18 protein-coding genes and 3 CRISPR repeat arrays are annotated in these 23,047 nt (G+C 67.5%); of the genes, 15 read left to right on the top strand and 3 right to left on the bottom strand.

Annotation, left to right across the window (positions count from 1 at the left end):
• Positions 1–29: 29 nt before the first annotated feature.
• The 11 genes from D451_RS0124850 (at position 30) to D451_RS0124905 (ending at position 15,180) form a co-directional block, all read left to right on the top strand.
• The gene (locus D451_RS0124850) at positions 30–485 is read left to right on the top strand and encodes a GNAT family N-acetyltransferase (protein ID WP_026125350.1); all 456 of its coding nucleotides are present in this window, start codon (positions 30–32) and stop codon (positions 483–485) included.
• 899 nt (positions 486–1,384) lie between these two features.
• Positions 1,385–2,221 (top strand): CRISPR system precrRNA processing endoribonuclease RAMP protein Cas6, encoded by an 837-nt coding sequence (gene cas6, locus D451_RS28850; RefSeq protein ID WP_081616125.1) that lies wholly within the window; start codon positions 1,385–1,387, stop codon positions 2,219–2,221.
• Positions 2,218–3,933: a type III-B CRISPR-associated protein Cas10/Cmr2 gene (cas10, locus tag D451_RS27085; protein WP_017536404.1), complete on the top strand. Its 1,716-nt coding sequence runs from the start codon at positions 2,218–2,220 to the stop codon at positions 3,931–3,933. The genes cas6 and cas10 overlap by 4 nt, the downstream gene beginning before the upstream one ends.
• A complete protein-coding gene (locus D451_RS26875; protein WP_161628232.1) occupies positions 3,930–5,027 on the top strand; it encodes a type III-B CRISPR module-associated Cmr3 family protein in 1,098 nt (365 codons plus the stop codon). The genes cas10 and D451_RS26875 overlap by 4 nt, the downstream gene beginning before the upstream one ends.
• The gene (cmr4, locus tag D451_RS0124865) at positions 5,024–5,950 is read left to right on the top strand and encodes a type III-B CRISPR module RAMP protein Cmr4 (protein WP_036568707.1); all 927 of its coding nucleotides are present in this window, start codon (positions 5,024–5,026) and stop codon (positions 5,948–5,950) included. Before D451_RS26875 ends, cmr4 begins: the two co-directional genes overlap by 4 nt.
• Positions 5,950–6,372 (top strand): type III-B CRISPR module-associated protein Cmr5, encoded by a 423-nt coding sequence (gene cmr5 / locus D451_RS26880; RefSeq protein WP_017536407.1) that lies wholly within the window; start codon positions 5,950–5,952, stop codon positions 6,370–6,372. The genes cmr4 and cmr5 overlap by 1 nt, the downstream gene beginning before the upstream one ends.
• Positions 6,373–6,503: 131 nt before the next feature.
• Positions 6,504–7,430 carry a type III-B CRISPR module RAMP protein Cmr6 gene (cmr6, locus tag D451_RS0124875; RefSeq protein WP_161628233.1) on the top strand — a complete coding sequence of 309 codons (927 nt, stop codon included), beginning with the start codon at positions 6,504–6,506 and terminating at the stop codon, positions 7,428–7,430.
• On the top strand, positions 7,427–8,404 hold the full coding sequence (locus D451_RS0124880; protein WP_017536409.1) for a hypothetical protein: 978 nt from the start codon (positions 7,427–7,429) through the stop codon (positions 8,402–8,404). The genes cmr6 and D451_RS0124880 overlap by 4 nt, the downstream gene beginning before the upstream one ends.
• Positions 8,401–9,969 carry a hypothetical protein gene (locus D451_RS26885; RefSeq protein WP_051067495.1) on the top strand — a complete coding sequence of 523 codons (1,569 nt, stop codon included), beginning with the start codon at positions 8,401–8,403 and terminating at the stop codon, positions 9,967–9,969. The genes D451_RS0124880 and D451_RS26885 overlap by 4 nt, the downstream gene beginning before the upstream one ends.
• A gap of 3 nt (positions 9,970–9,972) precedes the next feature.
• Positions 9,973–11,166 carry a type III-B CRISPR module RAMP protein Cmr1 gene (gene cmr1, locus D451_RS0124890; RefSeq protein ID WP_017536411.1) on the top strand — a complete coding sequence of 398 codons (1,194 nt, stop codon included), beginning with the start codon at positions 9,973–9,975 and terminating at the stop codon, positions 11,164–11,166.
• Between the two features lie 151 nt (positions 11,167–11,317).
• A CRISPR array of direct repeats spans positions 11,318–11,999; the repeat unit is 30 nt; unit sequence GTCCTCAAAGCCCGTACAGGGCATGGAAAC.
• A 1,026-nt stretch (positions 12,000–13,025) separates the two neighbouring features.
• Positions 13,026–13,974: direct repeats of the CRISPR family, unit length 30 nt; unit sequence GTCCTCAAAGCCCGTACAGGGCATGGAAAC.
• Between the two features lie 531 nt (positions 13,975–14,505).
• A complete protein-coding gene (locus D451_RS0124905) occupies positions 14,506–15,180 on the top strand; it encodes an AAA family ATPase (protein ID WP_017536414.1) in 675 nt (224 codons plus the stop codon).
• A 43-nt stretch (positions 15,181–15,223) separates the two neighbouring features.
• Here D451_RS0124905 and D451_RS0124910 read toward each other — a convergent pair whose 3' ends face one another.
• Positions 15,224–15,718: a PACE efflux transporter gene (locus D451_RS0124910; RefSeq protein WP_017536415.1), complete on the bottom strand. Its 495-nt coding sequence runs from the start codon at positions 15,716–15,718 to the stop codon at positions 15,224–15,226.
• Between the two features lie 101 nt (positions 15,719–15,819).
• On the opposite strand from D451_RS0124910, the gene D451_RS0124915 reads away from it, so the two are divergent.
• Positions 15,820–16,713 (top strand): LysR family transcriptional regulator, encoded by an 894-nt coding sequence (locus D451_RS0124915; protein WP_017536416.1) that lies wholly within the window; start codon positions 15,820–15,822, stop codon positions 16,711–16,713.
• Between the two features lie 217 nt (positions 16,714–16,930).
• Positions 16,931–17,773: an aminoglycoside 3'-phosphotransferase gene (locus D451_RS0124920; RefSeq protein WP_026125351.1), complete on the top strand. Its 843-nt coding sequence runs from the start codon at positions 16,931–16,933 to the stop codon at positions 17,771–17,773.
• A 404-nt stretch (positions 17,774–18,177) separates the two neighbouring features.
• Positions 18,178–18,633: a CRISPR direct-repeat array (repeat unit 29 nt; unit sequence CTGCTCCCCGCGCACGCGGGGATGACCCC).
• 163 nt (positions 18,634–18,796) lie between these two features.
• On the opposite strand, the gene D451_RS0124930 is transcribed toward D451_RS0124920, so the two are convergent.
• Positions 18,797–19,495, bottom strand: a complete 699-nt coding sequence (locus tag D451_RS0124930) for a helix-turn-helix transcriptional regulator (RefSeq protein ID WP_017536419.1) — start codon at positions 19,493–19,495, stop codon at positions 18,797–18,799.
• Between the two features lie 73 nt (positions 19,496–19,568).
• Here D451_RS0124930 and D451_RS0124935 point away from each other — a divergent pair, with 73 nt between their 5' ends.
• Positions 19,569–20,309 (top strand): alpha/beta fold hydrolase, encoded by a 741-nt coding sequence (locus tag D451_RS0124935; RefSeq protein WP_017536420.1) that lies wholly within the window; start codon positions 19,569–19,571, stop codon positions 20,307–20,309.
• Between the two features lie 687 nt (positions 20,310–20,996).
• Positions 20,997–21,947, top strand: coding sequence for a CPBP family intramembrane glutamic endopeptidase (locus D451_RS26890; protein ID WP_081616128.1), 951 nt, complete (start codon positions 20,997–20,999; stop codon positions 21,945–21,947).
• A 379-nt stretch (positions 21,948–22,326) separates the two neighbouring features.
• Here D451_RS26890 and D451_RS0124945 read toward each other — a convergent pair whose 3' ends face one another.
• Entirely contained in the window at positions 22,327–22,884 is a 558-nt protein-coding gene (locus D451_RS0124945; protein WP_017536422.1) for a dihydrofolate reductase family protein, read from the bottom strand.
• Positions 22,885–23,047 lie beyond the last annotated feature (163 nt).

The raw sequence follows: 23,047 nt of genomic DNA on the forward strand, positions 1-23,047 counted from the left end.
ACCGTCCGCTCGTCTGTGATGCTCCTGCTGTGAACACCGGTGATGTCCTACTCCGTCGGGCGGAGCGAAGCGATGCCCTCGCTGCGGCCGACGTGTGGCTGCGTTCCTTCACGACCGCTCTTCCCTCGGTGAGTCGAGCGCACGATGACGCCGAGGTGCGTTCCTGGTTCTCGCACGTGGTCGTGCCGCGGTACGAGACCTGGGTGGCCACCTCCGGAGGCTCGGTGGTCGGGCTCCTGGCGCTCGACGGTGAGGAGTTGGACCAGCTCTACCTCGACCCGGCGTGGCGGGGGCGAGGCCTCGGGGATCGGTTCATCGCCCTGGCCAAACGGCAACGTCCGGACGGGCTGGCCTTGTGGACCTTCCAGGTCAACGAGCCGGCGTGGCGCTTCTACGAGAGGCACGGCTTCGTCGCGGTCGAATGGACGGACGGGTCGCGGAACGAGGAACGAGAGCCCGACATCCGTTACCTCTGGAGGCTCTGACCGTCTTCTGTTTCCCACACATGGTGAGGAGCGAGGGTGGTGCGTATCGGTAGGGGAGGAGCGGAGGTGGCGGAGTGCTCTGTCCCGGGTCGGCTCGGGGTGGCTGTGGTAGGGATGAGTAAGGCGCGGAGGCCGCTTCGATCCGGAGGTTGCGGGAAGATAACGGCTTGCGTTTGTGCTGGTCATTTTCCCTGAGCCCCACGTACGTGGGGATGGACCGATCGAGACAGCAGAAACAAAACGCGTGCCGCTCTGAGTTCCATGCACGTGGGGATGGACCGGTCTTGCCGCCCTTCACGTACACCCATCGATCCTGAGTCTCACGCACGTGGGGATGGACCGTGGCGGTGGATCGTGGCGCTCACAGCACGACCCTGAGCCTCACGCACGTGGGGATGGATCTGTCTCCTGCTGTTCCGGGTCAGGCACCTTGGCCTGAGCCCCACGCATGTGGGGATGGACCGCAGAAGCCCGACCAGTGAGCCACCCCAGTCCCCTGAGCCCCACGCATGCGGGGATGGACCGGAGCTCGACCGGGCGCTCGCCCTCGGTGAGGTCTGAGCCCCACGCACGTGGGGATGGACCGCCGCCATCGAGGACCTGGGCCACGAGTTCGGGCTGAGCCCCACGCATGTGGGGATGGACCGCTTACCGCGCCTGCAGCTCCCTGGCCGGTAATAACTTCATGACGCAGCTCGGGGTCTTTAGCGCTGAGCCAGATTCGGTGTACACGCCTTCGATGCTTCTGGAGCCGGCGACACCTCCCGTTGCCTCTACCAGACCCCTGGCCGTCAACCACCCCATTTGCCACTATCGGTCACACTCCCCGTTTCCCAGGCGCACCACCACCAACACTGCTACTTTGTTGCTCGCAAGACGGCACCGCACCAACGTGCCTGATGTTCCTCCACGCCTGCCCCGGAGTTCGCGTGCCCACTCAGTGGACACTCACCTTCACACCCCCACCCCCCACTTCGATCGATCCGCGTCACCTGCACGCCCTTACCTGCCATCTCCTGGAAACCCCGGGGTCCGAGCACGGCGCCGCCGTCAAGCCCTTCACCACGGCAACCAGCGGCACGGGTCTGGTCTTGAGTTGGTTGGACGAGCCGATCGAACCGGATCTGCCAACACGTCTTGGTAGCCCCGCACGGTTGGGGCGTCACCTCATTCACCTGGAGCTAGGCGATCGGCATAGCGAGCCCTATGTGAGCTTGGCTTCCAGCCCTCCAGCGATCAAAGCTCAGGTGGAGTTCCGTACGCCCACCTACATGAACCATTCCGGGCGCCAGCTCCCTCTTCCCGATCCCGAGCTTCTCCTGTCCGGTCTGGCCCGACGGTGGTCGGCGTTCAGTCCCGAGGAGCTTTCCGGTGACGCGGTCACCGAGGTCCTGGGGTCGGTCCACCTGGCTCGTCATGACATTTCCACACGGCCTGTGGGGAGCGGCTCTTCTCAGAAGGTGGGGTTCGTGGGCAGTGCCACCTTCGGTCTTCCTCGCAGCACGTCCATCGGAGCCCAGCGGGCTTTCGCCGCTCTCTGGTCCTTCGCCGTGTTCGCCGGAGTAGGGGCTCAAACCACCCACGGCCTGGGGCATGTGCGGGTCCGCCTCCAATCGCCCTCCGCGACCGCGTCGCGATCTCCGGTGGCAAGGTCGGCCACTGTCCGAGAACACTCTTCGATCCCCAACAGCACCACCTCCTCTGGGCGGGCCCGCCCCTGGAATGGAACCCGATGAGCGCACCTCGACCCGGCGACCTGGTCGCCATCTCCTTGTCCGGTGTGCAGGTGTTCATCACCGAGTCCCGGACCACCGCCGACGCGGCCAACGCCAGCGACATCGTCGGTCGTCTGGCCTCCCTGGTCGCAGCCCGGTTCACCGACGAGGAACTGGTGATCCCCTACAGAGCTCGGGTTGCGGCGGCGCCGAATCGGATCGTGGCCTTGGTGGAGCCGGGCACCGGCGCTGAACGGGCGAGTGGGGCTGTGGCGGCGGCCCGCCAGACATGGCAGAGCTGGGTGGAACGGCTCTTCTCCTCCGCTCGGGAGACCCCGGGGTTTCCCGATCTGATGTGGGCGGTGGCCCCCGCCTCGGGTGATTACACCGCTCAGTGGGAGCAGGTCCACACCGCTCTCTCCGCCCGCAAACGGCTGCGCGGCTTCGACTTCCCCGAGGCCGTCGACGTAGGCCCGTGCTCGCTGGCCCCGCGTTGGGCCGCCGAGCGCCGAGCCCCTCAAGGGGTTCCCGCGCACGAGCAGGACCAGGCGCTGTCGGCTGCGGGGTGGGTCAAACGCCGTTGGCATGCGCACCCGGCTCTGCCGTCCAGCTCGACCACCGGGTTCGCCTCCACCTCCTCCATCGCCTCGACTCCGTATCGGATCGGTGTCCTGCGAGCCTGGGACCTGCCTGACGTGCGCCAGAACGCGGTGGCTCTGCACGACGCCGTCCGAGCGGTGATGGGCCCCGGCCGGTTCCGGTTCCGGGAAGCGCCCGTCCCGGCGGTGCAGTTGCACCGACGAGACGCAGAAATCGCGCGCTGGTGGGAGGACGGTGCCGGGCCGTGGGTGTGGCCCGAGGCTTGGCAGGAGGAGCGGCTGACCCGTGAATACGGTGTTGGCGGCCACCGGGTCGACCCCGCGGCGGTACGACGCGGCCGGGCCGCCGCCACAGCGTTGCAGGAGAGCCTCGAAGTCGAGCCCAACCCCTATTACGCGGTCCTGGTCGCGGACCTGGACAGCCTGGGCAAGGTGCTATCGGCCGACCCCGTGGACCCGACGCGCCACCGGGCCCTGTCACAGCGGTTGGGTGAACTGGCGCGGAAACAGCGCCGGGAGGTCGAGGAGGGCCAAGGGGTGGCGGTCTACGCCGGCGGCGATGACCTGTTGGCGTTCACCCCGGCTTCAACGGCCCTGGAGATCGCGGCGGCCTGCCGGGACCAGGCAGGGTCGGATCCGACCACGCTCAGCTGCGCGGTTCTGTTCGTCCACCACATCGGGTCCCTGCGCCAGGCCATCCTCCAGGCCCAGAAACTGCTGGCCGCCGCGAAATCGACGCCGGGTAAGAACGCGGTCGCGGTGGGATATCTGACCGGTTCGGGTTCGCGGGCCACCACGGTGCGTCCGTGGGAGGTCCACCCGGTCGGTGACGCGCTGCAGGCGCTACGCACCTTCCGGCCGGTCGATGCCCTGCATACTGCGGGTGGCCTGTCTCCGCGGTTGCTCAACGACCTGTACCGGGAGCGGTGGGCACTGATGGACCTGGCCTCCATCGACCGGGGGCGGGTGTACACCAAGGAAGTGGCCAGGTTGGTGGTGCGCCACGGCGGCACTGAAGAGGACGCCCGGGTACTGGTCGGATTGGGTGCGTGCGAGCACGCGGAGCCGGAGTGGGCTCCGGTGCCCCTGGAAGCGGCCAAGGTCGCGGTGTTCCTGCGGAGGCAGACGTGGTGAGTGCGCAGCAGGTGTGGGTGGTGCTGGAGCCGCGCGACGCGGTGCAGGTTCGCGACGGCCGGGCGTTCGAGGCCGGAGGGGCGGCGCGCACTCGGCGGCCTTGGCCCAGCACCATCGCGGGTGCGATAGGTGCGGCGTGGGGTGGCGACGGGCAGTTGGCCGCGGTGCGCGGTCCGGTACTGGCTCGTCGGGACACGACCACCGGATCTTGGGCACCGGGGTTCACGGTTCCGGCCGATGTGGTGCCGACCGAGGGGCCGGGGAGGGTGTGGCGGCGCCTACGCCCGGAACCGAGCGGGGCGATCACAGACCTGGACGAGGAAGGGCTGCTGTGGTTGAACGCTCCCGATGCCGGGGCCTTCGATGAGCACGCCTGGTGGGATGCCCGGGCGATGGGCGCCTACTTGAGCGGGGCGGAGCTGAACCTGCGGCGAGCGGTGCGCACCTCCTCACCGGTGGCAGTCGAACACCGGGTGGGGATCGCCCGCCAGGATCGGCGGGTACGCGACGCCCACCTGTACTCCAGCGATTTCCTGCGGTTGCGGGAGAACGCCTCCGAACAGTGGGCGTTCGCGGCCCAGTGCTCCCTGCTTCCCGGCCAGAGGATCCCTGAACGGTTGAGGCCGGTGCGGTTGGGCGGTGAAAGCCGCCTGGCCGATGTACGAGTGGTGCAGGGTCTGGACTTTCCCCCGCCGCCCGAGGTGCTCCCGGGTGGACGGGTACTGGTGTACCTGGTCACCCCTGGGGTGTGGCGACGGCGTGGGTCCGACGGTGAATGGCGGAACACGTGGCGGCCCTCGATCCCCGCGAACGCGCGGCTGGTCGCGGCCGCGGTGCCCTCACCGATGCCGGTGGCCACCGCCCGCCCCGACGGGCGGGGAGGTCTGGAGCAGGCCCGGTTGCGGTGGGCCGTTCCCGCCGGGTCGGTGTACCTGCTGGAGTTCACCGGCCCCGACCCGGAGACCGCCGCCTTGGCCTGGGCGAGTGAACGCCATGGGCGGGCGTGGGGTGATGGTGAGGACAACGAGGACCGTATCGGCCGTCGGCTGGCCACAGCCGGGTTCGGCCTGATGTTGACAGGGACGTGGTCGTGACCGAGTTCGTGGTGTTCTTGTGCGCTGAATCCCCGCTGCACGCGGGGGCGTCCGACAGCGAGGGGGTGATCGATCTGCCCATTCAGCGGGAGGTGCACACCCGGTATCCGACGGTGTACGGGCAAAGCCTCAAGGGTGCCTGGCGCCAGGCCGCCGAAGAACGGGTCTCCTACTCCGCTTCGGGGGCGGGCGCGCGGTGGAAGGAGTCGGATGTGCACGCGCTGTTCGGCTCTCCCGTCTCCCAACGGCAGGCGACCACGCCGGGGCTGGTGTCGGTGGGTGACGCCCAGCTCGTGGCGCTGCCGGTCCCCACTCTCCAGCGCACCTTCGCGTGGGCGACGTCGTCGTTGGCGTTGAGCCGCCTGGCCCGCAAGTACAAGACCGTGGGCATCACGGTCCCGGCCGCGGTACCGACGAATCCGGCCGAGGCGGTGGCTACCGACACCGACTGGTCGGGTCGGCAGGCGTTGGGACCGCTGGTGCTGGACGTGCATGCCACCGCAGGGGAACAGAGCCGGTTGTTGGCCGAGTGGGCACGACGTATCTCCACCCAGGCCTTCGACGACGATGCGGCGTTCGAGTGGTTCTCCACGAAGTTCGCTCGGGACCTGGTGCTGGTGGACGGTGAGGCGATGACCACGCTGGTGCAGGAGTGCACCGAGGTCAGCGTGCGGGTGCAGCTGAACGAGAACAAGACGGTGGCCAACGGCCCCTTCCACAGCGAGTACCTGCCCGCGGAGACGGTACTGGCGTGCTCGTTGCACCTGCGCCCCGCACCGGGGAGAACCGAAGTGGATCAACACCATGTGGACCTGCTACGGGACCTATTGCACGGTTCCGGTTGCGTTCTGCACCGCATCGGTGGAGACGAGACCCTGGGTAAGGGGCTGGTGTGGACGCGCCTGGCCTCCGAGGAGGGCTGATGCGGCGCGTCGACCAGAACATGGCGCGCTCGGCGGCCGGCCTGCTCCCCCAGGTGGAGGGCGAACACGCCAAGGAACTGCGTACCCGGTTCCGGCACCTACCGGTCCAGTTGCACTCCAGCGGCCTGGCCTCGACCTATGTGTTCCTGGCCTCCCGGGCGGCGTCGGCGTCCTCCCCACACCTGCGGCGCGCCTACACCGAGGTCGCCCAGCGCATCCGTACCCATCTGGCCGAGGGACACCTCATCGACGCCGAACTGGGCACGGCTCCCGCGCCCGGGGTGCACCGGGCCATGCTGGAGGCCCTGGCGGGAATGGACTCCGTCTCCTACGCACGTGCCACCCGGGAGATCGCGGTGCTGTTCTCCTGGCTGCGTCGCCTGGCCGATGCGGTCTACCCGCCGGACCGAGGGACATCATGACCCCCACGCCTCGGAAGTTCTCACCGAAGGACATGCCGAGTTCCCGCACCACGCCGGAACCTCCGGCCCGGGGCCCTGCCCAGGGCCAAGGGGGACGTGCCCGGGCCGATGGTGGCGATGGTGGTGGTCGGGTGAGCGTTCCCAGCGTGGGTCCTCTGGGAACGCTCCTTCAGGCCACCTGGGTCGAGAGCTCCGGACAGCCCCCATCGGTACTGGTCGGGCCGGGTGACCTCCGGGACGCCAACGCCCTGACCCTCCTGCGCTCCACCGCCTTCGCCCAGTTCACCGACACCGGCGTGGACCTGCCCGAACAGGGCACCCACGCTCTGCTTTCCTGGGCGCAGGAGAACGACCTGGGGCAGGTACCCGAGCATGTGGCGGCGGCCTCGGCCCGCCGTGCCCACGCCCTGAAGCAGATGGAGGCCCAAGGGCTGTACGTGCGTCGCCTGCGGCTGTCCCCGCAATGGCGGCTCGCCATCGGTCTGGGCGACAAGGCCAACGCCCACGAGATCGGCATGACCCTGCACGGCACCTACGGGTGGCCGATCATCCCAGGCTCCACGATCAAGGGCGCCACGGCCCACTACGCCTGGAACCTCCCCGGAAGTACTCCAGATCGGGAAGAGAAGTTCCTGGACGTGTTCGGACTTCCTCTCCCGCCCGGCCGCAAGCCCCGCCATGAAGCAGAAGAAGGGCGGCCTAAGGCGAGGCGGGGGCGGGTGCGGTTCTTGGACGCCTTCGCCGACCAAAGACCCGTCCGGGTGCGCATGGACGTGCTCACCCCCCACGCCAAGCCCTACCACGACACCACCAACATCCTCCGGGACACCGTCTCGGTCGTGCCCCCCGCCGAACACCTGCAGCCCACGGTGGTGCGATTTCTGACCATCACCGGTGGCGCCTTCTCCGTGGATCTGGTCGGCGAGAGGGCCACGGACGTCGATCAGGCGGCCACCTGGGTGGAGACGGCCGCTCGGGACGAGGGTCTGGGCGCCAAGACCTCGGCCGGATACGGCTACATGAACGCCGGAAACGATCACGATGGAGACCAACTGTGACCGTGCATCTGATCTCGGTGGGGATCAGCCTCGCCGACTTCTTCTCCACCGCCACCGATGAGGAGCGTTGGGGCGGCTACATCACCGAGGCCCAGAAGATCGAGGAATTCTGGGACAAGGACCGGCTCGGCTTGGCTCCCGCCGCCTCGACCCGTACCGAGGCCGATCTCTTGCACGCCGCCTTCGCCTTGGACGCAGGGGTGGACCTTCCGCGGTTCAACGCCCTGAGCTTCCTCCAAACCTTGGCCGACGAAGTGCGTCCGGAGACCTGGACCACCCGCCGCGGCCTGTCGGCGGAACTGGATACGATCCTCGCCCACGGGCTGCGACGGATCGTCGACACCGACCTGACCGTGCTGCTGTGCAGCGACACGCCCAAAGGGCGGGCCTGCGGGATCTGGACCGCCATCAGCCTGGCCGGAGGAGATGTCGGTCGGGTGCTGTACCTGGACGGCATCGACGTCGACACCCACCTGGAGCGCCCCGAGAACGGTCGCATCGTGGTGGTGAACGTCCCTGGGCTCGACGCCACCAAGGACTCGGAGTTCCACACCTCCATGAAGGCCGTGGGCCACCTGGGACGGCTGCTCATCGGCCACGACGACCGGCCGGCGCTGATCGGAGCCAAGGAACCCGTGTGGTTCCATCTCACGGGCGGGTACAGGGCCACCATCCCCTACCTGATCGCCGCCGCCGAATGGCTGCGCAGCCTCGGCCACGACGCTCAGGCTCACGTGCTCCCGGAGAAGGCGGAAGGTACCGTCCCCATCCCGTTGCGGCGCCTACGTCCGGACTGGGTGCACAGCGAGCTCGCCGGGTTCGACAGCCGCGGGTTGAGCGACAGTCGCCCCGAGGACGGACTACTGGAGGGGTACGCCTACGAGCTGCGAGGCGACGGGTCGGCGTTGACGAGCTTCGGGATGGGCATGCGGGTGTTCTTCAACATCGCCGCCGGCTCCGAGTCGCCACTGTGACCACGGAACAGCCCCTAGAGATCGACCTTCTCCTGGCGCAGCGCTTGGCCGCAGGGGTGGATCCCATTGTGCACGCGTACCGGTCCGGTGACCATCAGGACACCGACGCCAAGGCCTTGGCCGCCCCCGAGGTGGTCCAAGCGCTCATGCCCGCCAGGGACGTACAGTCCATCACCGACCTGCCCACCCCCGAACAGGTGGACGGACACTTGGCGGCATTGAGCGAAGTGCTATGCCGTACCCGCGCCAGGTTCACCGCCGCCCTGCACCACCCTCTGTACGTCGTGCCTCCGATGGCCGATCGCCTCGGCGCCTCGGTGAGCGTGCGCCTGCAATGGGTCCTGATGTGCTGGATCTCCGAAGCCACCTGGCAGGCCTTGCACTCCACAGATGCCGGAATACAGGTCCCGCTCACCGACACCGAAGCCGACCTACTGCGCCCCCTTGCCGCCCGCCAGCGCTTTCTCGTCTTGGCAGAAGCCTTTCGCGGTGACCGTCCCACCGGTCAGCGCGGACCCCAAGACGACGCCGACCGGGTCTTCGGAACTCAGAGCACCCACCTGTTCCTGGCCCGTGCCGCTCAGGCCCGGTGGGAATGGACCGGAATCCTGCACCGCCACCAATCCCACCCTCTGCTGGCCGCCGCCACCTCTTCCCAGCTCGAAGCCGAACTCGACCAGCTGCTGTTCGACCACCCCGGCTCCGGACCGCCGTTGAGCGTGTCCTCGAACCGGCTGCGCCAACGCCAACGGGGAAACGACCCTGTCGGGTACAGTGCTGACGACGACCAGACCATCACCGCGCTGGTCGAACACCACTTGCTGCCCCGCTACCGGTGGGGCGCCGCCCGGCGTTCGTCCTGGGCACTGACCCGCTATCCCCGCTGGGCGAAGACCATCACCACGATCATCTTCGTCCTCTGCGCGGTAGTCGTGGGGTTGATCGGAGCCTCGGCCCTGTGGCCCACCCTGTTCGGGCACTCCACCCTGGGCACCGCCGCAGCTCTGGTCTGCCTGACCTATCTGACCGGAGCCGTCGGAGTCACCGTGCACGGGCGGTCCTGGGCATGGCCGTGGCTGCTGCGCGTCCCGGCCGCTGCGGCGATCGGCCTGTTCATGGTCACCACCATGCACCCCTCCTGGTGGCATGCCGCGTTTCGCCAAGCGGGCATGAGCCTGCCCCCCGACGCACCGCCTCCGCCGGTGCAACCGCAGTGGGTCGCGCTCGGGTTCGCCGTGGCCGCGCTGGCCTACTTGATCGTCAATGCCCGAAACACCGGCCTGAGCACCTCTGCGGCACTCGGCCGAGCCATCGGTGTGTGGGCGCTGGCGGCGTTGCACGCACTGTTCGTGGCCCTGTGCGGGATCGCCTGGGCCGTCCCGGTGTTCAGCGAGGACGGAACCGTGTTCCGAGCGGCCTGGACCGACTACCCGCAGGCGGCTTTGGTGTGCCTGGCCCAAGCCGGCTCCTGGTGCCTGGCCGCAGGGGTGTTCTCCCAGATGCTCTGGGACGGCCGCCCGTTGACGGCACCGCTGACCCACACCCACTGGCGCGACGAGAGGTGACCCATGTGGAGCACACTGCACCTGCAGACCATGACCCCGGTGTTCAACTCCGACGGTGACCTGAGACAAGCCGAGATCCGCGTTCCCTCCCTGCGCGGCGGTATGAGGGTCTGGCTGCGCGCGATGGCCGGGGTCCTGGTCGGCGACCAGCTGCACCGCCTCCGAAGGATCGAGGATCGCGTCCTCGGTGCCACCGACCACGCCTCCCCCATACGACTACGGATTTATCGTCAGCCCGACGGCGAGTACCGACCGTCCCCCGATTTCCTGGCCGACCCTGTCCACAACAAATGGATCGGCTATCTCCTCGGTCCCGGCCTCACCACCCGATCCGGCAGGGCCACCCACCTGGCACGCGCCTACGTGCCTGCAGGAAAGGATTTCAAGCTCCAGGTGCGGTTGGTCGGTGACGACCACGACGCCCAGCAGTGCGCGCTGGCAGCACTGTGGTTGAGCCTGACCTACGGCGGTATCGGCGCCCGCACCCGGCGCGGCTTCGGAGCCGTGCGTATCACCGGAACCGAAGGGCCCCTGCCCGAGAAGGGGTGGCTCACCACGGACCTGAACACCCCCGACCTCGACCATTACTCCCGCGTCCGGTACTTGTGGCCCAGTGGCCCCGCCGAGGCCGCCATGCGCGCCCTGAGCCGTATCGCTGCCAAAGTGGGCGCCACCGGTATACACCACTGGGACTCGGCACCCACGTATCCGGTGCTCTCCAAGAAGTACACCCTGGCCGCGGTGAACGGAGGCGAAGCGTCGCGAAGCTGGCAGGATGCATTGGCGTTGGCCGGGCGGGAGCTGCGGTACTTCCGTGCCGAAGTCGACGATGAGAAGCGAGGCCCCAAGACCTTGGGGTGGGAGGAGGTCATCAAGGGCGACGAGGTCGAGTTGCCGATGGCCGCGCTCGGCCTTCCGCTGATCTACGACAAAGGAAATGAAGTCCACGTCAGTGAAGGTGAGGAGAAACTGCGCAGAGCCTCACCCCTGTGGCTGCGTCCGGTCGGAGCAGACCACTCTTGGAGGCTGTTCTCCTTCGCATTCCTGAACAAGTTCCTCCCGGGTAAGGACCAGAAGGTACATGTGTGGAAGGACCGCCAACGCGGTAAGGAACTGACCGTCAACACCGAACACGCACACGTTCTGGTAAAAAAATGGATCGACACCCTCGCCCGTGGCGACACGTTCACGCGCTAGGATCCACGGTTCCGATAGGACGTCGGGGGAGCCGGAGTCGAGTAGGTGGATTTCAGCGTCGCACCGGCGCGGCGAGCAGAACCGGAGGATCACTGAAGAATTACGCTCACCCACCAGCATTCCAGGGTACTGACCTGCGGCTTTACCCTCGGTCCTCAAAGCCCGTTCAGGGCATGGCAACTTCCAGCCGGCCGAGGCGGCGACCCACCAGGCGGTGTCCTCAAAGCCCGTTCAGGGCATGGCAACGTGACGTGTCCGATGTAGGCCAGACGGCTGGTGAGGTCCTCAAAGCCCGTACAGGGCATGGAAACCGGTCTCTTTCACAGGGGGAAGTGGGGTCAGGGTGAGTCCTCAAAGCCCGTACAGGGCATGGAAACGGGACGGGGATCAGGGGTTCGGTCGCGACGTCCCAGTCCTCAAAGCCCGTACAGGGCATGGAAACGCAGGGCCATCGGCCCCTCCCATCAAGTCTGTATTCGTCCTCAAAGCCCGTACAGGGCATGGAAACCCGAGCGTGCCCAGGCGTCCGTGTAGGTAGTCCTCGTCCTCAAAGCCCGTACAGGGCATGGAAACTGCCCGGCGGGCGAGGTGCAGGTGTAGACGTCGTGTCCTCAAAGCCCGTACAGGGCATGGAAACCCGTTGGTGATGAGGGTGCCGCAAAGGTCGAAGCGGTCCCCAAAGCCCGTATAGGGCATGGCAACTAGGCAGGGCCGTAGAACTCGTCCCCGCATAGGGAATCCTCAAAGCTCGTACAGGGCATGGAAACCGGGGTGGGGCCACGGCATGGTGATGTCATCCCCCGTCCTCAAAGCCCGTTCAGGGCATGGAAACGTGGCGTCACGAGCCCAGTAGGGCCGGTTTTCGATACACCGGTGAGACAGCACGATGTCCGGGATCTCGTGGAAGTTGGTCGCGTCATAGTTCACGTCTGGCAGATCAAGGCCGCCCCGAGTGGCCTCCGATCAATGACACGTGGCCTCGGAATCCCATCGCTTTACCGTGTCCATACCGGCTCGAGTTGTACGGTCTGTGAAAGATGAAAGCCTGGCTGGGTCACCACACGACTGCCGGGCACCGGTTCACTTTGAAGGTCGGTTTCAACGGAGACCCGGCGGTCGACTCGCTCGTCCTGGCCTCGCTGTGGCTGGCCTGCTCCTATGGCGGATTCGGCGCTCGCACCCGCAAGGGCTTCGGCAACGTACGCCTGACGTACAAGGGCGGTCCCTTGCCGGAAGGTCCTTGGCGGGAACACGTCCCCGACACTCCGGAGTTCGATCACTACCAGGAACTGGATCACCTACCGGTGGACGGGTCGTTGAAGATCTGCGCGGACCTGCTCGCCGGCCTGGTCCCGATCCCGGAGAGCACCGATGGTCCGAGGGTCGCTCCGCAGCCGATCCTGGGCGTGGGGAACACGAGCGCCACCCTCGCCGACTTCGCCGAGGACAGCTGGGAGGCGGTGGCCGCCGAGACCGGGGAACGGTACCGGAGGTTCCGTGCCAGTGTGGCGCACAGGTCACCGAACCCCGGTTACAAGCCGCCCATCAAGACACCCGAATACGAAACGGTCATTCACGGTACCGACGACCGCTTCCCACTCAGAGCGCTGGGTCTTCCGGTGAACTACAAGGGCGGAGCCAAGGTGACCGCTTACAAAGAGGGGAGGGACGAGCTGCGCCGTGCCTCACCGCTGTGGTTCCGGTTCGTCGAGAACGAGGGGGAGTGGACCTGGGGGTTGTTCTCCTTCGCCTTCCACAACCCGTTCCTGCCCGCCGATCAGGACCTGAGCATCCGGCTGACCGGCAAGCGAGTCGAGAACAAGAACCCGGGCCGGTGGCACCACCCGACAGACCACCGTGTCCCCAAAGCCCGTTCAGGGCATGGAAACCTGCGCTGGATGAGCAGGATCCGACGCTCGGCGCCGTCCCCAAAGCCCGTTCAGGGCATGGAAACACGAGAAGCGCGACGAGATGGCCCGCGACACCCGTGGTCCCCAAAGCCCGTTCAGGGCATGGAAACGCCGTCATGGCTGCTCCTCTGTTGCTTCTCTGTGGTGTCCTCAAAGCCCGTTCAGGGCATGGAAACGACCGCGAGTTCGGCGGCGGCCCTCGCGTCAGCCCCGTCCTCAAAGCCCGTACAGGGCATGGAAACATGGGGGTGCGGTAGTGGAGCGGGAGAGCCTCAAGGTCCCCAAAGCCCGTACAGGGCATGGAAACTCACCACCGGCCCCGTTGTAGGCCAGGGTCCACGCCAGTCCTCAAAGCCCGTACAGGGCATGGCAACCCGGCGTCCTGGACGTGGACCTTCGGGATGACCATGTCCTCAAAGCCCGTACAGGGCATGGCAACACCAGCGCCCAGACCGCTTCACGCACCAACGGTACCGGTCGTCCTCAGAGCCCGTACAGGGCATGGCGACATGGAGTCGAAGCTCCAGGGCATGCCTCCGATGACGTCCCCAAAGCCCGTACAGGGCATGGCAACGCCGCGGTCTCGGCTGCTCCCAACCACGCGTTCACGTCCTCAAAGCCCGTACAGGGCATGGCAACACATCAGGGGCCTCTCGTTGCCAGGTCCCCTTCAGGTCCCCAAAGCTCGTACAGGGCATGGAAACTAGATGTGCTGGTGGGGCGCCACGAGGCTGTCCAGGTCCCCAAAGCCCGTACAGGGCATGGAAACATCATCTGGTGAGGGGTGCGCGGAGGCACCGCCACGTCCCCAAAGCCCGTTCAGGGCATGGAAACGTCTCCGTGTGGCGGACGATGATCGCGGCCACGTGTCCTCAAAGCCCGTACAGGGCATGGAAACGTGGCGTCACGTACTTAGAGGAGCCGGTTCTCGATACACCGGTGTGCCAGCACGATGTCGATGATCTCGCCGAAGCCGATCGCGCCGTAGGTCAGGGCCGATAGAGCCAGACCGCCCCACACGGCCCCTGAGCAACGACACGCGGTCCCGGAACGTGCCGCTTTACCGTGGCTATACCTGCCCAAGTTGTACGGTCCGTGAAAGATGGTGCACGGACTATCCCGCCTTCGGGTGGCGTGAGAGCTCCGGGCACCGCGTTTTCGAGCAGCTCCATACCCCCGAGCCGACGAGAAGGAAATGATCACCTGGGATCTCCCGGTGGACTCCACCATCGCCCGCACCCACCGACACACGCCCGATGCTTCCGTTCAGATCGTGATTCAGGCACCGGCCGTCGCCCAGGCCGCGCGGCGACGCGCGGTGTGCCTCGGAGCCGTCGGTGTCCGGTAGAGCCGGGACGTCGGTGACGTCGTGGCCGTTGTAGAACCGCGCCCCACCGGCGCGAAGGTCGGCTTTGAGGAGCTACCGAAGATGGTCCAGGGGCGGGCCCGGGATGTCCCCATGGTGAACGACGCGATGGCGCGCGGGGCGGTCTACCCTCGGCGGTCTCTGGTCCTGGTCACCGGGGTGCCCGGGGCGGGGAAGAGCACTCTGCTGAAGCGGCTGTTCGGCCTGCGCGGGGACGAGGACCGGACCGTGCTCACCGCAGACGGTGTGCGGGTGATCGATTCGCTGCAGTCGCGGTATCGGCTGAGATCGCTGCTCGCCCGGGTCCCCTACCTGCTGTGGCGGTGGGCGGTGCACGTACTGCACCTGGTCCGGGTGGTCGCGGCGTTGCGCGGCGGCCCGGTGGTGGTGCACGAGTGCGGAACTCGGCGTTCGGTCCGCGTGCTGCTGGCCCTGCTGTGTCGTCTTCGCCGGTACGAGCTGCACGTGTTGATGATCGACGCCACCCCGCAGGAGGCCTGGAGGGGGCAGAACTCCCGGGGGCGGCGGGTGACCGAGCGCAGCCACCGGACGCATTCGCGGCGTTGGCGGAGTCTGCGAGCGGCCGCCCTGCACGGGCCGGCGGCGTTCGCGCGGGGAGCGCGGAGCCTGCTCGCGCTCGATCGGCGCCGGGCACGGGAGCTGGCCTGGATCCGATTCGGTTCCGACGCTGATGCCCGTGGTCCTCTGCGCACCGTCATGGAGTCGCCCTCTCCATAGAGAGCCCCACCGTCCCCGCCCGGTGCGGGAGGGTCCGCTCGCCTCAGGAACGTTCGGCCGTGGTCGCGGGCTCATCGACGGAAGCGGCGGCTCCGTCCTCGGCCTCCGGAACGGGGTCGGCGATGGCGGAGGACGGCAGTCCGAAGATCTTGTCGAAGGCCCAGTTGTAGCCGAACGTGTAGAACGGGATGTAGACGATGAACACCAGGTCCAGCAGGAACGCCTGGAGCAGGCTCATGTCCAGCCACCACGCGATGAGCGGGATCAGGTAGCACACCAGCGTCAGCTGGAACGCGACCGCGTGCAGGACCCTGCGCTTCACCGTGCGCTCGCGGCTGACCTGTCGGCGTTCCCACGCCTCGAACAGGTAGTTGAAGGCCATGTTCCACAGCGCCGCCACGGTGGCGATCATGATCGCGAGCGGGGCCGTCGTCCCGGGGCCGCTTCCCGTCAGGGCCGTCATCACGGCGGTGCCCACGACGAAGCCGATGACCTCGTAGCCGCCCACGTACACCAGCTTGCGCTTCAGACCTTGCACTTCGCACTCTCTTCGGGTTCCTGCGGATGTGACAGGGGCCGACGTTAGCGTCAGCTAGCCTGATGGAAAAAGTCAGCTTCTTTCAGATCTGGTGACAGGACTTGGGTCTCTCCAGCGACAACATCGATCTCTTCCTCGCCGTGGTCGATCACGGCTCCTTCTCCGCCGCCGCACGCGCGCTGAATCGGGTCCCCTCGGCGGTGAGCATGGGTATCGCCAACATCGAGGCCGAACTCGGCTACCCGTTGTTCGACCGCTCCCGGCGCGAACCCGTCCCCACGGCGCGGGCGCAGGCCCTCGTGCCGCACGCCCGGCTGGTCGCGAGCAGGTTGCGCCTGCTCCAGGCCCACGCGGTCGAGCTCTCCGATGACCTTGAGAGCACGCTCACGATCGGGGTGTCGGCGGGGGTCGACCACCGGCCCCTGTTGGACGCGGTGGCGGAGATCGCGGCGCGCCATCCGCTGCTCTCCGTCGAGATCGCCGACGCCCCGCAGGACGATGTTCGGGAGCAACTGCACTCGGGGGCCGTGGACCTGGCGCTGATGTTCGCCCGCACCCGCAACGATCGGGAGGAGGTGTTCCTCAACGTGGCGGAGGAGACGTTCGTGGCGGTGGCGTCCGCCTCCGTGGAGACCTTCGGGATCCCAGCCGACCTGCGCCGCCTGGAGGATCTCGCCGGAGCCCGCCAGATCGTGGTGTCCAGCCTGGAACGACAGTTGACGGAGCGGCGGCTCGTCGTCTCGGACGCCTATTGGCGGGTGAACTCGGCGGAGACCGCGCTCGGCCTGGTGGAGCGCGGGATCGGTTGGGCCAACCTGCCCCTGCCGCTCGTGCGGGGTAGGGTCGCGGCCGGGGCGGTGCGCGTGATGGAGTTCGAGAACCTCGAGAACGGCCTGGTCATGCCGGTGCAGCTCGTGTGGCTGCGCGGTAGCCCGCTCCGGAAGGCGGCCGGGGAGCTGGTCGACCGGATGGGCCGGGACCGGCGCCGGGGCTGATCCTGGATGGGTTTCTAGTGAGGCTGTTCCGCCGTCCCCCGCGCACGCGGGGATGACCCCATCGAGACGACCCACGCCATCTACAAGCACCCCTGCTCCCCACACACGTGGGGATGGGTCGGCCTCCCTGCCGGGAAAACCGATGGCCCTGGCCTGAGCGCCACGCAACGACCAGTACGAATGGTGTGGTGCCTGGGCCGTCCCTACGATGAGCCCCATGGCGGACGCGTGGGAAGTCATCGGGCGGGCTTTGGATGTGGTCCGGCAGGAGACCATCGGCCTGGGGCTCTCGGGAGATCGGGTCCTGCGCATGGTCGACGCACAGGGAGTTCCTGTCGCTGTCGTCAAGGTGGTCGACCACCGGATGGGTCACCTCGTCTCCGAACTCGAAGCCGAGACCGTCCGACTCGCGTGGTTGAGGCGCCTAGGCGTTCCCGTCACCGAAGTCCTGGGCTCTGGTGTGGACGAGGGCGAGTCCTGGCTCGCGATGCGCGCGTTGCCCGGACGCCCCGCCTCGGATGAGTGGCCAGCCGGAGAACGAGATCGAGTCGTGGATCTGCTCGCCCACGCCGCCCGTGAGCTGCACTCCACCTCCTGGGAGGACACCCCCTTCGACCGGTCCCTGTCGTCGGTGCTCGTGGAGGTGCGCGAGCGGGTGGCCTCCGGTCTGGTCGACCGTTCGTGGGCCATCGCCGGAAAGGGAGGACCCCCGGCCGCGGTCGTACTGGAGGAACTGGAGTCCTTGGTCGGTGAACTCGGCGACGGAACACTTGTGGTCTCTCACGGGGACTTCTGTCTTCCCAACGTGCTGATAGACGAGACCGGCACGGCGGGGCTCGTGGACGTGGGCCGCGCGGGCCCGGCCGATCCGCACTCCGACCTCGCGGACATGACACGCAGTCTGCGCAGCCACATGAACCCCCAATACGGCGAGGCGTCGGCGCGCAGGTTCCTCGACGCCTACGGCCGGGACGGGATCGACCCCGAACGGCTGCGGTTGCACGACCTGTTGGAGAGCTTCTTCTGGCCGGTACCCGAAGCGCACGCGCCCGGCGGCTAGAACGGAGGTCAGAGCCCTCCACACATTCCCTTCGCCGAGTCGGGTCCGCCTGGGTAGTCGGGTGAGCCGATCCACCAGGTGGCCCCAGGAAGTAGTGACCGGGCCGTGCTGAGACGGGAAGACGGGTCCGGGACGCGTACTGAACAGCCGCTGCTGAGCTTCGCGTACGTGGGGCTGACCCCGCCACAGAAGGTCCTCCGAGTCTTGCCTGCTTCCTGTGTGCACGAGGGCGATCCCATCCTGCTCGGGATGGTCACGGAAACCCATCTCTGCTTTTCTCGGGGTTGTTTAGGCTGTTGGGGAGTGATGTTCGGTTGGACGGTTGAGGGGTGTCGGTTTTGTCTGTTTCTCGACAACTTGCAGAAATGGTGGCTGGGCCGGGATAGCGTTGCAGGTCAGGAAGACTGCTCCCCGCGCACGCGGGGATGACCCCGACATGGGCGGCGAGGATGCGGGCCTGGAGTTCTGCTCCCCGCGCACGCGGGGATGACCCCCGGGACTATGAACACTGGGATATCGACCCTAACTGCTCCCCGCGCACGCGGGGATGACCCCGTCCCCACTGCGACGCTCCCTCCGACCAGTACCTGCTCCCCGCGCACGCGGGGATGACCCCGCCTCGTTGGAGATGAGGCCGTTCGCGTAGTCCTGCTCCCCGCGCACGCGGGGATGACCCCGATCCTTCAAATTCCCCCGGTCCGGGTTCGCGCTGCTCCCCGCGCACGCGGGGATGACCCCCCAGGTCACCGTCCCCGGGCTGGCCCTCCCCGCTGCTCCCCGCGCACGCGGGGATGACCCGACGAGGACGCCGGCCGAGGTCTTGCAACACAACTGCTCCCCGCGCACGCGGGGATCCCCCTCGCCTCGTCGGGACGCCGGGTCAGCGGTGTTCGAGGGTCGGCCATCCGGCGATGGCGACCATGGTGACTCCGGTGGCGTGGTCGAAGAGGTGATGCACGTGTGCCGTCGCCGTGTCCACCACCCCCTCTCGGACTCTCTGCGGGTCGAGGCCGATCGAGGAATTCACCCGCCCCGACCGTGCGCCGGCCTGGCGTTCGCCGGTGGTTCTCCGACCTCGTGGACGGTGTGGCCGCTACAGGCCGTCTTGGTGACCGTGGCCTGTTCGATGCGCGACACGGTGAACCAGCGCATCGCGTCGCGCAGTCGGCACCACCCGATCAGGTACCACTGCCCGTTGGTAGAGGCGAACAGTACGGGTTCGACGTCGCGGGTGGTCGTGGTGCCCTCCCGCGATGTGTAGCGAATGCGGATCACCCGCTGTTCGGTCATCGCCTCCTCCAACGCCGACCTGGTGGCGCGCGAGGATGAGGGAGGAGCGTCGACCCAGACACGGTGGGCCAGCTCGTCGGCACGTGCTCGGGTTCCGGGATCGAGGACGTCCATGATCTTCCGGACACCGGCCGCCGCCAGATCCGCGTAGGGAGCGCCGGGTGCGGCCGACACGGCCGCCATGAGCGCCACGGCCTGGGCCGGGGACAGGCTGATCGGTGGCAGGGACGCGCTCGTGGTCAATCCGTATCCACCGCCCGGGCCCGTGCGGGACCAGATCGGCGCGCCGCTGTTCTTCAGCGCGTCGAGGTCTCGCTTGACGGTGCGCACGGAGACCTCGAACTCTCTCGCCAGCCGTTCGGCGGAGACACCTTGTGTGCCGCTGCGGCGCAGTGTCTCGGAGAGCGCGTGGAGCCGTTCGGCTCGCTTCACTGTTCGGATCCCGGCGATTTCATGACATGAATAGTGACACACCCTTGTCCGGTCGGCCTGCGAGAGTTGTGTCATGACGACCACGACGAACAGCCCGACCATCGTTCTCATCGCCGGCCACTGGCTGGGCGCTTGGGCCTGGGACGAGGTCCTCGAAAACCTGGAGACCGACCACGTGCGCGCGGTCGCGGTCACGCTGCCCGGCCTCGACGGAGATGACCCCGCGCGTTCGACCAGGACCCTCGACGACCAGGTCGAGGCGATCGAAGGCCTTCTCGCTCGCCTGGATGTCTCCGAGGCACGGCCCGCGATGCTCGTCGCTCACAGTGGGGCGAACGGTCCCGTCAGCCTCGTCCTCGACCGGCGTCCCGAACTCGTGCGGCGGGTGGTGTGGGTCGACTCCGGCCCGATGGCGGACGGGGGTGCTTTCGCTCCGGACTTCCCGGAGGGGGTGGAGGAGCTTCCACTGCCGCCCTTCGACGTCCTCGCGGAGCAGGCGAGCCTCGACGGTCTGAGCGCGGAGGTTCTCGAGCGTTTCCGCTCCAGGGCGGTCCCCGAGCCCGGCCCCGTGATTCGCCAGACCGTGGAGCTCACGAACGACACCCGTCACGCTGTCCCGACGACCCTGGTGTGCTGCTCGATCTCGAGTGAGCAGGTCCTGGAGATGGCTCGAGGAGGGCACCCCATGTTCGCCGAAGTCGCGAACCTCGAAACCCTCGACGTCATCGATCTCCCGACGGGCCATTGGCCGATGTGGAGCCGTCCCGGCGACCTCGCCGAGGTCATTCGGTCCGCGGCGTCACGGGCCGGCTGAACCGCGCATACGAGCTGGAAGGGACGGGCGGTGTGGAGCGTGAGTCGATCACCGCCGACTGAGTTCCACGCACAGGGGGACCCCGCGCAGAATGCTCGGTCCCCTCTGCTTCCTGTTCACCTGGGGGCGACCCCGCCCTGTTCGGGGTGGTTTTGGAAACCTCTCTCTGCTTTTCTTGGGGTGCCGAGGCTGGTGGGGGAGTGGCGGTTCGGATTGGCGACTGAGGGGTGTCTGTTTTGTCTGCTTCTCGGGAAGTTGGAGAAATGGCTGCTTGCCGCTGGTAAGTTGCCAGGTCAAAGAGTCTACTCCCCGCGCACGCGGGGATGGGCCTTGGCGAGCTACACCCGTCGCCGTATCGGTGCCCTACTCCCCGCGCACGCGGGGATGGGCCCCAGTGGGCGGGCCCGTCGGGGTTGGTGGTCGCCTGCTCCCCGCGCCTGCGGGGATCCCTCTCACCTCGACCGGTACCGGGTCAGCAACGGTCGAGGGACGGCCATCAGGCGGAGAAGAGCGAGTGGTTCCGGACGTCGCGGGCCCTTAACGGGCAGGAGCCATCAGCCGGCTGCCCCACCCCGAGACCAGCCGGCGGCCCTGGGGCTGTCCGCAGGGCCTATGGCGGGTCGGCCTCAAAGGGTTCGGAGGGTCGACCGCATACCGGCGGGCGGCCCGGGTTTCTAGCGTCGAACCATGAACTTCCCCTCCGTTGAAGCCGGTCCCGTGCGTGGTCGGCCCCCGTTCCGTGAGCTCTCGGTCTTCGTGCTGATCGTCTGCGGGCTGGCCTGGCTCGTCTTCACCCCGGTGCTCTTGAACGGCGCTTCACCGAGTGACCCGGCGTTCGTTCTCGCCTCCCAGCTCTTCATGTTCACTCCGGCGGTCGCGGCGCTGCTGGTGACGTTCTTGCTGTGGCGTCCGGGGAACGTGCGGCGGGCCCTGGGCCTGACCCCGTTGCGCCCGGTCCGCCGGGTCGGCGGGTACACGCTGCTCGCCTTCGCCGTGTTCGTTCTTCTCCCGGCGGTGACCCTGCTGACCGCGGTCGTGTTCGGTGTCGTCCGGCTCGACCTGGAGGACTTTTCCGGGCTCCGTGAGGAGCTGACGACTTTGGCTCCGGAGGCTGCGGCGACCATGCCGCGGGACGGGTTCCCTCTGGAGGCCTATCTCGTGGTCCTGGGCATGGTCGCGGTCTCGTTCGTGCCGACGCTGCTGATGTGCTTCGGCGAGGAGCTCGGGTGGCGGGGTTATCTTCTCCCACGGCTGTTGCCGTTGGGGGTGTGGCCGGCGCTGTTGGTGAGCGGGGTGGTCCACGGTCTGTGGCATGGTCCTCAGCTTCTGATCCACAGCCTCTCCGGAAGCTTCGGTCTCGGGGATGTCCTGACCTTCCTCACTTCCGTCGTTCTCCTGGGGGTCGTCCTCGGCTGGCTGCGGTTGGCCTCCCGTTCGGTGTGGCCCGCCGTGGTCGGTCACGCGGCCAATAACGCCTTCGTGTTGGTCATCCCCATCACCCTGATGCACGCGGACGGTCCGAGTGGCCCAGGACTCTACCCCGGTGGCAACGGGGGCCTGATCGGTCTAGCGGTCATGGCCCTGGCCGCCCTCGTCATCACGCTGCTTCTGCGCAAGGGCATTGCCGGAGCGACTTAAGGCGGGTGTGGTAGGGATGTGTGGTGAGCGGAGGCCGCTTCGTGATGGAGGTTGCGGGAAGATAACGGCCTCTGTTGCCGCAGGTCATTTTCCCTGAGCCCCACACACGTGGGGATGGACCGAGGACTCCGGTGACCAGGGCAGAGCCCTGCCCCTGAGCCCCACGCACGTGGGGATGGACCGGCGGGGGTTCGGGGAGGGCCGGGACACGAAGAAACTCGGCGCCTCATGGGCTCCGAGCCACATATGGATACACGCTCTCTACGGCGTTTCGGGTGTGACACGCGGGACGCTCAATGGGCAGGCACTTGCCGTGTCGGACGACGTTCGTGGTGGCTCTGAGCCGGTGTTCCGAGAGCTCGGGAACCCTCCTGTGTCGCTATCGAACGTGGTAGCGGAGATGGACGACGCCGCTGCCGAACTGGTGTTCCTCGATGAGTTCGAGATCGGCGCGTGTATCCGTCGGCAGTGCGGGATTACGTCCGCCGAGGATGATCGGCCAGACGAACAGTGCCAGTTCGTCGACCAGTCCGGCGGCGAGAGCCTGTGCGGCGAGGTTCGGGCCACCGATCAAGAGATCCTTGCCGGCGGTGGCCTTCAGGTTGTGCACCGTGGCGGGGTCGAAGTGGCGTTCGAGTCGAGTGTTCGCTGTGGTCGGCGAGGTCAGGGTCGAGGAGTAGACGATCTTGTCCGCCGCCTGCCATGCGCCGGCGTAGTCGGCCGTGAGGTCGGACTGTGCAGCCAGGGAGGGGTCGGTCTCCCACACGGCCAGGGTCTCGTACATGCGCCGCCCGTAGAGGTACGTGCCCGCGGACCGCATGAGCTCGGTGATGAAGGTGAAGACGTCATCGTCCGGTGGAGCCCAGTCGAAGGCACCGTGCTCATCCTCGGTGTAGCCGTCGAGCGACATGTTCGACGCGTAGATCAGCTTCGGCATAACCACCCCTGCGTCGACCGTCTCGACGTTCTCGCTGCCGACCCTAACGGCGGGGGCGGCCCCGTTCAACGATCGTCTCCGACGTGCTGATCGGGGACAGATGGACATCACGGACAACGTCGGCGACCCGGTGTCGGGGCCATGAGTACGGCCGCTACGAAGA

The organism is Nocardiopsis alba DSM 43377, from assembly GCF_000341225.1.
Lineage (GTDB): Bacteria > Actinomycetota > Actinomycetes > Streptosporangiales > Streptosporangiaceae > Nocardiopsis > Nocardiopsis alba.

Excerpts from the sequence above, each read along its gene's own strand:
- cas6 (WP_081616125.1), top strand. The coding sequence starts at position 1,385 with ATGTTCCTCCACGCCTGCCCCGGAGTTCGCGTGCCCACTCAGTGGACA.
- cas10 (WP_017536404.1), top strand. The coding sequence starts at position 2,218 with ATGAGCGCACCTCGACCCGGCGACCTGGTCGCCATCTCCTTGTCCGGT.
- cmr5 (WP_017536407.1), top strand. The coding sequence starts at position 5,950 with ATGCGGCGCGTCGACCAGAACATGGCGCGCTCGGCGGCCGGCCTGCTC.
- cmr1 (WP_017536411.1), top strand. The coding sequence starts at position 9,973 with ATGTGGAGCACACTGCACCTGCAGACCATGACCCCGGTGTTCAACTCC.
- D451_RS0124905 (WP_017536414.1), top strand. The coding sequence starts at position 14,506 with ATGGTCCAGGGGCGGGCCCGGGATGTCCCCATGGTGAACGACGCGATG.
- D451_RS0124920 (WP_026125351.1), top strand. The coding sequence starts at position 16,931 with ATGGCGGACGCGTGGGAAGTCATCGGGCGGGCTTTGGATGTGGTCCGG.
- D451_RS0124935 (WP_017536420.1), top strand. The coding sequence starts at position 19,569 with ATGACGACCACGACGAACAGCCCGACCATCGTTCTCATCGCCGGCCAC.
- D451_RS26890 (WP_081616128.1), top strand. The coding sequence starts at position 20,997 with ATGAACTTCCCCTCCGTTGAAGCCGGTCCCGTGCGTGGTCGGCCCCCG.
- D451_RS0124945 (WP_017536422.1), bottom strand. The coding sequence starts at position 22,884 with ATGCCGAAGCTGATCTACGCGTCGAACATGTCGCTCGACGGCTACACC.